Raw genomic sequence first — 11,531 nt, forward strand, 5'->3', positions numbered from 1 at the left:
AGTCTCCGCCCCAGCCAGCACAGCCGGCAACAGCAACCAGCGCCCAATCTTCGCGCACCATGGTGCGCCTCGACGACGGCGCCGCGTTGCTGACCTGCGATTTTTAGTGGAGCTGCCGGGAATCGAAACCGATGCTCTACCAGGCAATATGGCTTCTGAGCTGCCGGTTCGTTCCGTTTCGATCCAATTCAGTACCTCTCGTTACCTGCCGTTTCGTTCTCGGGTCTTGACGGCGTCAAGAGGGGTTCCAGTTCGGGTCCCCCGCCCCCACCACTTCGGGAATCACTGGGGGCGACCCAGTGCGATCCGGGTGAGCTTAGCTTGCGGGCTGACTCCGCCCCGCCAGTAGAAAGCGGTGGGCGCGCCGCGATCGTCGACAAGCAGGCCGATCGTGCCGGTGCCGAGGCCGGTGGTGCCAGGGTGCCGGCTATCGAGAGCATGACGACTCAATGTCGAGTCAGCCACCCGCACCAGCCACGCGTGCAGAGTTTAGGGCCGGGGCCGCCAGCACCACCATGACGTGACCGGTGTCGCCGGTCGTGGAGTCCTCGGTGGCCTGCCACGCGACGACATCGCCGGGACTCAGCGCATCAACGCGTTCCAGTGCCTGCCAGCCCTCGATTGGGCCGGTCAGTCCCCGATGCAGATAACCTTCGATGTCGGCCGCCAGCGGCCGCGCCTTGGTATGCGGGATGGGTTGAAGATCGGCGGCTCGCGCCCGGCCCATGGCGTAATCCAGAAGTCCCGAGCAATCGTAGAAGTAACTGCCGCTGCTCTCGTCCACGGTAGTCGTGTGCTGGTAGCGCGTGACCCGCATCACGTTGAGTTCTCGCTGGACCTCTTCCACAAGCGCGGTCGAACCAGGCACGGCGGCAGGACCCGTATCTGCCGGTGATGGAGTCGGCGGCCATAACGGCAGACGGACTCCTCGGCTTGCTGCCGGCACACCCAACTGCGGCCAGCGCTTCCAGCACCATCTTTGCAACATTAATAGTTTGCGAGATGCGACACGATCACAATGAATCGGCTTCAGTCCCACTCGTTACCTGCGGTTTCGTTCTCGGGTCTTGACGGCGTCAAGAGGAGCTGCCTACCCCCGCGAGCTGCCGGTTTCATACGCCCCACGGTCGTAATGCCACCCGCGTCGGCGACCTTCCTGGGCCATTTGCTGGGCCGCGGAGAGTTCAGGAGAACAGCGCCTGTTTGCCACCCCACGGGCGTAGCGTCGGTCACCTCACAATCGTTCAAGAAAGGGATGATCATGGCGGATTCACTGTCACCTGGTCACGGCAATAGCGAAGCACCTGCCGGAGCGGCGCCGGCGGCTCAGGCGGCTCAGGCGGCTCCGCCAATCATGCGGGAGACCTTGCCGATCCCCGATTCCCAGCGCGTGGGTCTGACGACCTACGACGCGAAGGATCCGAATACGAGATATCCGCCGATCACCATGCTGCGCCCGCCAGCGGGCGCGCCGAACGTGCTCATCGTCATGATCGACGACGTCGGTTTCGGCGCCTCGTCGGCATTCGGAGGCCCCTGCTACACTCCCACGGCGGAGCGGCTGGCGGCCGGTGGGCTGAAGCTGAATCGCTTCCACACCACGGCGTTGTGTTCGCCGACCCGTCAAGCGCTCCTGACCGGGCGCAATCACCACTCAGTGGGTATGGGTGCGATCACAGAGATGGCCACCTCTGCGCCGGGCAATAGCAGCATCCGGCCAAAGAACAAGGCGCCCTTCCCAGAGACGCTGCGGCTCAACGGTTATTCGACAGCACAGTTTGGTAAGTGTCACGAGGTCCCGGCCTGGGAGGTATCGCCGGTCGGGCCGTTTCACCAGTGGCCGACCGGGTCGGGGTTCGAGTATTTCTACGGCTTCGTAGGCGGCGAGGCCAACCAGTATTACCCCGGGCTGTATGAGGGCACCACGGCGGTCGAGCCGCCCAAGACACCAGAGGAGGGCTACACCCTCAACGAGGACCTCGCCGACCGCGCGATCACCTGGGTGCGCCAGCAAAAGGCGCTGGCACCCGACAAGCCGTTCTTCATGTACTACGTGCCCGGTGCGACACATGCGCCCCACCATGTGCCCAAGCAATGGTCCGACAAGTACAAGGGCAAGTTCGATACCGGCTGGGATGCGCTGCGGGATAATGTCTTCGCACGGCAGAAAGAACTGGGCGTGATCCCAGACGACGCCGAATTGACTAAGCGCCACAACGAGATCCCCGCCTGGAACGACATGCCGGCAGATCTCAAACCGGTGCTGGCCCGGCAGATGGAAATCTACGCCGGCTTTATGGAGCAGACCGACTACGAGGTTGGGCGGGTAATCGACGCAATCGATGACCTCGGGATCCTCGACGACACGCTGATCTACTACGTCATCGGCGACAATGGCGCCTCGGCCGAAGGCACCCCCAACGGCTGCTTCAACGAAATGACCGTTTTGAACGGCATGGGCGGTGTCGAGACCACCGAGTTCCTGCTGAGCAAGATCGATGATTTCGGTACACCGCGCGCGTACAACCATTACGCCGTGGGCTGGGCGCACGCCTTATGCACCCCGTATCAGTGGACCAAACAGATCGCCTCCCACTGGGGCGGCACCCGCAACGGCACCATCGTGCACTGGCCCAACGGAATCACCGATAAAGGCCAGTGCCGCAACCAGTTCCACCATGTCATCGACCTCGCACCGACCATCCTCGAAGCGGCGGGGCTGCCGGTGCCGGTCTCGGTCAACGGCATTCAGCAGGCGCCGCTGGAAGGGGTCAGCATGCTGCCCGTGCTGCGTGATGGCAGCGCGCCCGAGACCCACGACGTGCAGTACTTCGAGATCATGGGCAATCGCGGCATCTACCACCAGGGCTGGACCGCGGTCACCAAACACCGCACGCCGTGGCTGGTCGACGCCCCGCCGTTCGACCAGGACGTGTGGGAGCTTTACGGCCCCAACGACTGGACCCAGGCTCACAACATCGCCCGGGAGAACCCCGAGAAGCTGGCCGAGTTGCAACGCGTGTGGCTCATCGAGGCGGTCAAGTACAACGTCGTGCCGCTGGATGACCGTTCGTTCGAGCGCATCAACCCGGATATCGCGGGCCGTCCGCAGTTGATCCGCGGCAACAGCCAGCTGCTGTTCTCAGGGATGCGGGTCAGCGAAAACTGCGTGCTGACACTAAAAAACAAATCGCACTCGGTTACCGCACAGCTCGTTGTGCCCGAATCGGATGCCAAAGGCGTGATCGTCACGCAAGGCGGCATGGTCGGAGGTTGGAGCTTGTACGCCCATGAAGGCCGACTCAAGTATTGCTACAACTTCTTCGGCATCCAGCACTTCATGATCACCGCAGACCAGCCCATACCGGCCGGGGAGCACCAGGTGCGCATGGAATTCGCCTACGACGGGGGCGGATTGGCGAAGGGCGGCGACGTCACGCTGTACTACGACGGCCAGCCCGTAGGCAAGGGACGCGTCGAGATGACGCAGCCGATGGCCTACTCGGCCGACGAAGCCTGCGACGTTGGCGCCGATACCGGCTCACCTGCCTCCCCCGACTATGGCGCGTCAGGAAACAAGTTCACCGGCGAGATCAAGTGGGTACAGATCGACATCGGCGACGACGGTCACGACCACCTGATCAGACCCGAGGATCGGATCAACATCGCGATGGCCAAACAGTAGCCACACTTGCCACCCACCACCGCCTGGTCCGCGGCCCCGTCCAAGTCGTGCGATGCCGAACCGGACGGCTACCACCTCGTGCGAGCGTTGGAATTGCGCCTGGCGCAGCCGAAGCAAGAGACAGACAACAGACCTGGACCCCGGCGTGGTAAGCGATCACGCAGAGCAATTGCCGACAGCCGCGCTCACAAGTTCGAGGTTTAGCCGGCATCCGGTCCGCGGATGGAGGGGCGCCAGGACGACCCCGACGGGGGCGACGTGCCTTCAGCAAAATGGCAAGAAGTCGCTGAGCTCCGCGTATGCCCGTACGCTTTCGATGGCCAACCATCCCTCATGGACGTCGCAAGGATTCCGCAAGGATTTTGCAAGCGCTGCCCTGGAAGCTTCTCTTTACGCCCGATGCGGCGATCGAGACGCACACAGGAGAGGACAACGCCATGCGGGACCGTTCACGCCGCCACCTCCGGCCGGTACGGGATATCGCCTCGCCGTCGCTGCAATTCCGCACAATCCATGGCCACCGCCGTGCCTTCCGCATCGCCGGCTCTGGCCCGGTCATCCTGATGCTCCACGGCGTCGGCGACAACTCCATGACGTGGGAACCCGTGCACGCCAAGCTTGCCCAACGATTCACCGTCATCGCCCCCGACCTGCTGGGCCACGGCGAGTCGGACAAGCCGCGCGCCGACTACTCGTTGGCGGCTTTCGCCAACGGCATGCGCGACCTGCTCACCGCCCTCGACATCGACCGTGTCACGATCGTCGGGCATTCTCTGGGTGGGGGCATCGCAATGCAGTTCGCCTATCAATACCCGCAGTTCGTCGAGCGCATCGTGCTGGTGAGCGCCGGCGGCGTGACCAAAGACGTGAGCTTTGCATTGCGCTTGGCGGCCATGCCGATGGGTGCCGAGGCGCTCTCGATGCTGAGAGTGCCCGGCGCGGTCCCCGCGTTGCAACTCGCAAGCCGCGCCGTCGGAAACGTGGTGGGCTCGACTAGGTTGACCCGCGATGCGGCCAGTTTGCCGCGCCTGGTCGGCGGGTTGCGCAAACCGGGTGCCGTAAGCGCATTCGCACGCACTCTACGAGCGGTGGTCGACACGCGCGGCCAGTTCGTCACGATGCTCGACCGCAGCTATCTGATGCCAGACCTTCCGCTGCAGATCATCTGGGGTGAGGACGACCTGATCATCCCCGTAAGCCATGCTAGGCTGGCCCACGAGCAGATCCCCGGTTCGCGTCTTGAGATCTTCGAGGAGTCCGGGCACGTGCCGCACGTCGATCACCCGGACCGTTTCGTGAAAATCGTCGAGCAATTCATCGACTCGACCGAACCGTTCGCCTACGACCCAGACCTGCTGCGTGCGGCGCTGCAGACCGGCGTCCGTAAGTACGCCAACGACGAGCCGAATGAACACGAGTCGGACCTTGCTTAACCCCTGGTAGACGGCGTCGCTATCCAACAAATCGCGTGTGCGGTTTTCGTCACCACCTGTTTGCACAAGCCACATAGAAAGGCGACTGACACCGTGCGGTTGTTCTGCTTTCATCACGCCGGGAGCGGTGGGTTGGCATTCAACTCCTGGGACAAGGCGCTGAAGCCGTCCGTCGAGGTGATTCCCGTCGAGGTCGCCAACCGCGAGCGGTTCGCCATGCTGCGGCAGCTCGTTGACGTGGTGAACGCTCAGCTGGGATCCGCCCTCGATCATCCGCATATGTTCTTCGGCCACAGTTTCGGCGCCCTGCTGGCATACCGGTTGGCGTGCGTGCGCGCGGCGCACGGTTCTCCGCTGCCGCGGGCGGTATTCCTATCCGCTTACGCCCCACCGCATCTTCCGCCGCCACTCCATGTCGTGGATCTCCTCGACGACCAGCAACTCGCGACGCTTCTGTCCGATCTGGGCGGCCTGCCTTCGGGACTGACGCGATGGCCCACTCTTCACGAGCGAGCCGTCACGGCCACTCGACACGACCTGCGGCTGTGCATGACAGACGAGGAAGAGGACACAGCGGAACTGTCCTGCCCGATCCATGTCTTTGGCGGCAGCGAGGACCCGCTGGTGAGTGAATCCGAGTTGCACGAATGGCGTTCGCGGACAACGGCAGACTTCTCCGTGCAGATCCTGAGGGGTGGCCACTTCTATCTCCGTGACCGGCAGCCGCTGTTCAAAACGCTTCGGCCTCTGTTGTCGACGATCGCGGCAGCATAAGCCAAACTCTGCTTGCGATCGATCCGCGCTACGCGCGTTTCAGGATTTTGACCTGCACGTTCTCAGTGGAGCTGCCGGGAATCGAACCCGATGCTCTAACAGGCAATATGACTTCTGAGCTGCCGGTTCGTTCCGTTTCGATCCGATTCAGTATCTCCCGTTACCTGCGGTTTCGCTCTCGGGTCCTGACGGCGTCAAGAGAGTTTCTCGTTCGGGTAACACTCCCCCACCCACTTCAGGAATCACTAGAGGCGACCGAGTGCGATCTGGGTGGGCTTAGCTTGCGGGCTCACTGCGCCCCGTCATTAGCGGTAGGTGCGCCGCGATCGTCGACAAGAAGGCCGATCGTGCCGATGCCCAAGCCGGTGGTGCCAGGGCGTCGGCTATCGAGAGCGTGAGGACTCAATGTTGAATCAGCCACCCGCACTAGCCACTCGGCCGCGCGTGCAGAGGTCGGCACCCAGCGCTGGCAGGTATGGGTAGCCGTTCGGCAACGTCGACCGCGGTAGCAATCCAAGATTTACCAACGCGCTCCCGCTCCAATTGCGAGGCCCGGGTGAGGTTAGCCTGCCAAGTATGGTCGTGTCGCCCTCCGAGCTCACCGCCCCGGAGCTGGAATTGCGGGCGCAGGTTCGCGCATTCCTGATCGAGACGCTGCCTTGGGGGACGTTCGAGCCCGGCCTCGGGATGGGCGCTGAGGTTAATCGGGCGTTCTCCGCCGCGTTGGCTGACCGTGGCTGGGTCGGCATGTCGGTCCCAGCGCGCTATGGCGGTCGCGACGCCACCGCGGTCGACCGCTTCGTCGTCGTCGAAGAGCTGCTGCGCTGGGGCGCCCCGGTTGGGCATCACTGGGTGGCCGACCGGCAGATCGCCCCGGTGCTGTTGCGTTATGGCACCGAGGAACAGAAGCGGTGGCTGTTGCCTCGAATCTGCCGGGGGGGAGTTGTGCTTTTGCATCGGCATGAGCGAGCCGGACGCCGGAAGCGATCTCGCCTCGGTGCGAACGCGAGGTGTGCGCGTCACAGGCGGCTGGCGGGTGTCGGGCGTCAAGGTATGGACGAGTAATGCGATGCGCGCCGACTTCATGATTGCGCTGTGTCGAAGCGGGGAGGGCGCCCGCCATGAGGGACTGAGCCGATTCCTGATCGACATGCGCAGCCCTGGCGTGACGGTCAAGCCGATCCCCTTCCTGAACGGCAGTACCGACCACTTCGCCGAGGTGGTCCTTGACGAGGTGCTGGTGTCGGACGAGGGGGTGATCGGCGAAATCGGGCACGGTTGGGCGCAGAACGCCAGCGAATTGGCCTTCGAGCGCAGCGGTCCAGACCGGTGGATCTCCACATTCCTACTGGTTCAGGAGTTCATCCGCGAGTGGCCAGACCTGGCGGCCAGTCCTGCCGGGAGCCGGCTGATCGGCGAGCTCGCGGCCCAGTACTGGGTGCTGCGCCGTCTTTCGCTGGCTGTGGCCAGAGCGATCGACGCCGGAGGGACGCCCGCGGCCGAGGCCGCGCTCATCAAGGAGATGGGCACCCGGTTCGAGCAGGACGTAGTGAGCGCGCTTCGGGAATTGTTGGACCGTGAGCTCGTGGGCGGACTGGAGCCGGCGCATACTCCGTCGTTGTTCGAACGGTTGCTGCGTCGCGCTGTGCTGGACTCGCCGTCGTTCACTATCCGAGGCGGTACCAATGAGGTGCTGCGCTCGGTCGCTGCCAAAGGTTTGTCATGAGCGACAACGAACTATATGGCCTGGCCGCCAAGCTGTTTGACGAGCACAGCCAGTGGCAGGATGTCGGCGACGCCGAAGCTACCGGTTGGGCTCAAAATCTATGGAACGCGTTGCAGCAGACCGGATTCAGTGACGTCCCCGTTCCGGAGGCGCTGGGCGGAGCCGGGGGCACCATTGCCGATGCGGTTCAGCTGCTCCGTGCCGCGGGAGCACACGCGGCGCCGGTTCCCCTGGCCGAGGCCGGACTGGTCGGTGGCTGGCTCCTGGCGTCTGCCGGTCTCGCGCTGCCCGAGGGTGTTCGCACGGTACTGCCACCTGCTGCCGCCGGGCGGCTCCGTCTCGACGGCGATCGCCTATTCGGTACGGCGCCTGCCGTGGCGTGGGGTCACCGCGCCGAGCATGTTGTCGGACTCGTCGACGGTGTCGTGGTGCTCGCGCCCGGACCAGCGGCACAGTCAGGCGGCCCGGCCGTCAGCCGCGGAGCCAACCTCGCCGATGAGCCACGTGACACCGTGACTTTCGATGGTGTGCCGGTAACCGCATGCGCCGCTGCGCCGAACGAGGTCACCGAACAATCGTTTTGGGAGCGCACCGCGCTGGGGCGTGCCGCGTTGATGGCCGGCGCAGTGAGTGCCATCGCGGCGATGACACTGCGCTACAGCCGCGAACGCGAGCAGTTCGGGCGCCCCATCGGTCGATTCCAGGCCGTGCAAGCCCATTTGGTCACCATCCACCAGCAGGCCACCGTGGTCGCGTCGGCTATCGAGGGTGCGGTCGTAGCGGTCGAACTCGGCGGGGGCGGCTTCGAAATCGCTTGCGCCAAAATGCTTGCCGACCGGGCCGCACAGCTGGTGACCGCGGCCGCTCATCAGACACATGGCGCTATCGGTATGACCAAGGAGTATCCGTTGCACTATCTCACCCGTCGACTCTGGGCCTGGCGAGATGAAGCCGGAGGGCATCATCGCTGGGCAGACCGGCTCGGGGCGGCCTTGGTCGCGTCCGGTCCCGACGCCCTGTACCCAGCCATCCAGTCCGGGTCCGAGGTGGTGCAGTGAAGCGACTGCAGCGCCCAGACGGGGTGAAGCTGGCTTTCGAGGTGCACAACCCGCAAGCGTCGGGTGTGCCGCTTTTTCTCACGCACGGTTTCGGCGCCACCGCGGGCATGTGGAATCCCAATATCGATGCCTTGAGCGTCGACCGACCAGTGATCGTCTGGGACCAGCGGGGCCACGGCAGCAGCGACGCACCCGACGAAATGGACGGCTACAGCGAGGAAATCAGCGTCGCCGACATGGCGGCCATTCTCGACGCCGCGGGTGCTGACCGGGCGGTGCTCGGCGGAATGTCCTTGGGCGGCTACCTATCCCTGGCCTTCCACCTCGTCCACCCGCGGCGGGTGGCCGCGCTGGTGCTGGTCGACACCGGGCCCGGCTACCGCAACGACGAGGCCCGCGACAAGTGGAACGCGTGGGTAGAACGACGCGCCCAAGAACTTGAGCGCGGCCGAACGCGCGCTGAAAGCTCGGCGGAACTCGCGCAGGCGGTGCACGAGAATCCCCAGGGACTGCCCCGCGCCGCGCGCGGTGTCATGGCTCAAAAGGACGCCCGCGTGATCACCTCGCTCGACAGCATCGCGGTGCCCACGTTGGTGATCGTCGGTGCTCAAGACACCGACTTCCTGGCCGCGGCCGACTACATGCACCGCCGCATCTCCACTGCCGGCAAGGTTGTTATCGACAACGCGGGGCATGCGGCAAATATGGACCAGCCCGAGACGTTCAATACCGCCGTGCGCGAACTATTGGAACAGCTGTGACCACTCGGGATGTCACCGTCGAATTCGCCGGCCACGTGGCCATGGTGGAGATCCATCGGCCCCCGAACAACTTCTTTGACACCGCTTTGATCAGGGGCATCGCCGACGCCTACGAGCGACTGGACGACGACGTCGAATGCCGGGCGATCGTGTTGTGTGCGGAGGGAAAACACTTCTGCGCCGGCGCCGACTTCTCCCAGCCCGCCGAGGAACGTTTGTCGCCCGGCGAGCTTTATGCTCAGGCCATTCGATTGTTCCGCAGCCGCAAGCCGGTTGTCGCCGCAGTACACGGCAGCGCGATCGGTGGCGGACTCGGGCTTGCCCTCAGCGCAGACTTCCGCGTGGCTGCACCCTCCTCGAAATTTGCGGCCAACTTCAGCCGGCTCGGGTTTCATCCCGGCTTCGGGATTACTGCCTCGTTGCCACGTGTCATTGGCGAGCAAAAAGCACTCGAGTGGATGCTCACCGGTGAGCGTTTCGGTGGTGAATTCGGCCACGCAGCAGGCTTGGTCGACGAATTGGCCGCCGACGGTGATGTGCGCCCGGCGGCGATTCGGTTCGCCGAGCGCATCGCCGCCTCGGCTCCCTTGGCGCTGACAAGCATCCGTGCCACCATGCGCGCCGGGCTCGCCGAGGCTGTCGCCGCGGCCACCGCGCGCGAGCTCGAAGAACAAACCCGACTACAGGCGACCGCCGACTTCCGCGAGGGCGTGGCTGCGGCGGCCCAGCGCCGCGCGCCGATGTTCACCGGTCGCTGAGGGGTGACCGGCCTCACGGCAAAGGTTCAGTGGCAACTCGGTATTATTTGATCGCCAGGCCGCGCCAGGACGAGAGGCCTGAACTCCCAGATCTTGACCGCTGTGGACGTTGAAGGAACTTCAGCACTATGCCCTGCAAGTTCTTTGTGGAGCTGCCGGGAATCGAACCCAGCCCAAAAATCTCGCTGACCTGGGGAAACCTCGAATTTGACGACGCGAAACGACGCGAAAGTACGCGAAAGTACCTGCGGATACGCGAGAGGTGTTGACGGCGTCAACACGACCAAGGCGGCGAACCTACCTTTTACTACAGGGCGGGTAATGCGGTCGGCCTCCGGGCAACCGTGACTTCGTGGGCGGCTCGGTCATTTCCGGGTCAACGGCCCTGGGCCAACCCAACGCTATCGACGCATCTCTCCGACAGTATTCGGCGATGAATCAGGACCCACCCGACCCGCCGGCGGGGATACGGCAGTCTGAAGTCCACACCGTCGGTCCTGGGGTGATCGGCGGCGCGGAACTTGTGAACCCGCTCTACGATCCGCCCGTACGACCTCCTTCCGAGGAGCAGCATCAGCCGAGGGCGCCTACGAGGGCATTGGTGCCAGCGACGATTGCCTCGAGTTGGGTCTGCGAGAGCGGGGCGAACAGTGCCGCCATCTGCGCGGTCGTCGCCGCTTCGGCCGCCGCCTTCTGGGCCTCGATCTCGGGGGTGTATTCGTCGATGTCCTCCTCGGAGAAACCGTGCATCTTGAAGTTGTCGAGGTCTCGGTTGAACTGACAGGCCGTGGCAGGCGAGAGCCCGGCGGCCTTCACCGCATCGGTGTGCACACCGCCGCGCAGCTCGCGCAACAGGATGGCGGCCCGGTAGGCCCGAGCGGCGGCCGTCGGCGCTGCCGGGGCTGAGCGGTAGCCATCGAACAACGGCCAGGAGCCCGAGGGAACCGTGGCGACGAGGGCGCCCACCGCGTCGGTGAACGCGCCGAGGGTGGCCGAATCCACTGCGGCGAAGGCATCCTCGGCATAGTCGTCAGCGGCACCGAGGTGGGCTGCCGCGATCGCGTCTTCACTGGCCAGGCTACGACCCTGGGTCACCACCGCGGCGATCATGCCGGGCTTGAAGAAGTAGAAGATGGCGTCGGCGGTCTCCGGGTCGACGCCACCGAGCATGGATGCTCGACCGGCAGCGTAGAGGGAGACGACGTCGAAGCCGATGGCTTCGCCCCGGGCGCTGGCTTGTTTGGAGAAGTAGAAGTTGGCCGCCAGGTCCCCGAGAGGGCCCGCGATGGTCGAGGCTGCGGTGGTTGCGTCCATCGCCCCAACCTAGCCAGGCTCC

Annotated in this window: 10 protein-coding genes; 8 read left to right on the forward strand and 2 right to left on the reverse strand. The window is 64.6% G+C overall.

The features are described from left to right. Window positions 1–457 precede the first annotated feature (457 nt). Entirely contained in the window at window positions 458–868 is a 411-nt protein-coding gene (locus ACLP9N_RS33785; RefSeq protein ID WP_442411468.1) for a hypothetical protein, read from the reverse strand. A gap of 486 nt (window positions 869–1,354) precedes the next feature. Between ACLP9N_RS33785 and ACLP9N_RS33790 the strand changes: the two genes are divergently transcribed. The 8 genes from ACLP9N_RS33790 (at window position 1,355) to ACLP9N_RS33825 (ending at window position 10,195) form a co-directional block, all read left to right on the forward strand. After that, window positions 1,355–3,685 carry an arylsulfatase gene (locus ACLP9N_RS33790; RefSeq protein ID WP_442411477.1) on the forward strand — a complete coding sequence of 777 codons (2,331 nt, stop codon included), beginning with the start codon at window positions 1,355–1,357 and terminating at the stop codon, window positions 3,683–3,685. Between the two features lie 437 nt (window positions 3,686–4,122). Further along, window positions 4,123–5,118 (forward strand): alpha/beta fold hydrolase, encoded by a 996-nt coding sequence (locus tag ACLP9N_RS33795; RefSeq protein WP_442411469.1) that lies wholly within the window; start codon window positions 4,123–4,125, stop codon window positions 5,116–5,118. A gap of 93 nt (window positions 5,119–5,211) precedes the next feature. Next, window positions 5,212–5,892: a thioesterase II family protein gene (locus ACLP9N_RS33800; RefSeq protein WP_442411470.1), complete on the forward strand. Its 681-nt coding sequence runs from the start codon at window positions 5,212–5,214 to the stop codon at window positions 5,890–5,892. 576 nt (window positions 5,893–6,468) lie between these two features. Then, window positions 6,469–6,957, forward strand: coding sequence for an acyl-CoA dehydrogenase family protein (locus tag ACLP9N_RS33805; RefSeq protein ID WP_442411471.1), 489 nt, complete (start codon window positions 6,469–6,471; stop codon window positions 6,955–6,957). Next, the gene (locus ACLP9N_RS33810) at window positions 6,854–7,618 is read left to right on the forward strand and encodes an acyl-CoA dehydrogenase family protein (RefSeq protein WP_442411472.1); all 765 of its coding nucleotides are present in this window, start codon (window positions 6,854–6,856) and stop codon (window positions 7,616–7,618) included. Before ACLP9N_RS33805 ends, ACLP9N_RS33810 begins: the two co-directional genes overlap by 104 nt. Beyond that, window positions 7,615–8,676: an acyl-CoA dehydrogenase family protein gene (locus tag ACLP9N_RS33815; RefSeq protein WP_442411473.1), complete on the forward strand. Its 1,062-nt coding sequence runs from the start codon at window positions 7,615–7,617 to the stop codon at window positions 8,674–8,676. The genes ACLP9N_RS33810 and ACLP9N_RS33815 overlap by 4 nt, the downstream gene beginning before the upstream one ends. After that, entirely contained in the window at window positions 8,673–9,437 is a 765-nt protein-coding gene (locus ACLP9N_RS33820) for an alpha/beta fold hydrolase (protein WP_442411474.1), read from the forward strand. Before ACLP9N_RS33815 ends, ACLP9N_RS33820 begins: the two co-directional genes overlap by 4 nt. Further along, a complete protein-coding gene (locus tag ACLP9N_RS33825; RefSeq protein WP_442411475.1) occupies window positions 9,434–10,195 on the forward strand; it encodes an enoyl-CoA hydratase/isomerase family protein in 762 nt (253 codons plus the stop codon). Before ACLP9N_RS33820 ends, ACLP9N_RS33825 begins: the two co-directional genes overlap by 4 nt. Before the next feature lie 573 nt (window positions 10,196–10,768). Here the strand turns inward: ACLP9N_RS33825 and ACLP9N_RS33830 are convergent. After that, window positions 10,769–11,509 (reverse strand): helix-turn-helix domain-containing protein, encoded by a 741-nt coding sequence (locus ACLP9N_RS33830; protein WP_442411476.1) that lies wholly within the window; start codon window positions 11,507–11,509, stop codon window positions 10,769–10,771. Window positions 11,510–11,531: the final 22 nt, after the last annotated feature.

It is taken from the genome of Mycobacterium sp., assembly GCF_052144515.1.
GTDB lineage: Bacteria > Actinomycetota > Actinomycetes > Mycobacteriales > Mycobacteriaceae > Mycobacterium.

Bases quoted from the DNA above. Each gene is read 5' to 3' on its own strand.
- ACLP9N_RS33815 (WP_442411473.1), top strand. From the start codon at position 7,615: ATGAGCGACAACGAACTATATGGCCTGGCCGCCAAGCTGTTTGACGAG.
- ACLP9N_RS33830 (WP_442411476.1), bottom strand. From the start codon at position 11,509: ATGGACGCAACCACCGCAGCCTCGACCATCGCGGGCCCTCTCGGGGAC.
- ACLP9N_RS33795 (WP_442411469.1), top strand. From the start codon at position 4,123: ATGCGGGACCGTTCACGCCGCCACCTCCGGCCGGTACGGGATATCGCC.
- ACLP9N_RS33790 (WP_442411477.1), top strand. From the start codon at position 1,355: ATGCGGGAGACCTTGCCGATCCCCGATTCCCAGCGCGTGGGTCTGACG.
- ACLP9N_RS33810 (WP_442411472.1), top strand. From the start codon at position 6,854: ATGAGCGAGCCGGACGCCGGAAGCGATCTCGCCTCGGTGCGAACGCGA.
- ACLP9N_RS33805 (WP_442411471.1), top strand. From the start codon at position 6,469: ATGGTCGTGTCGCCCTCCGAGCTCACCGCCCCGGAGCTGGAATTGCGG.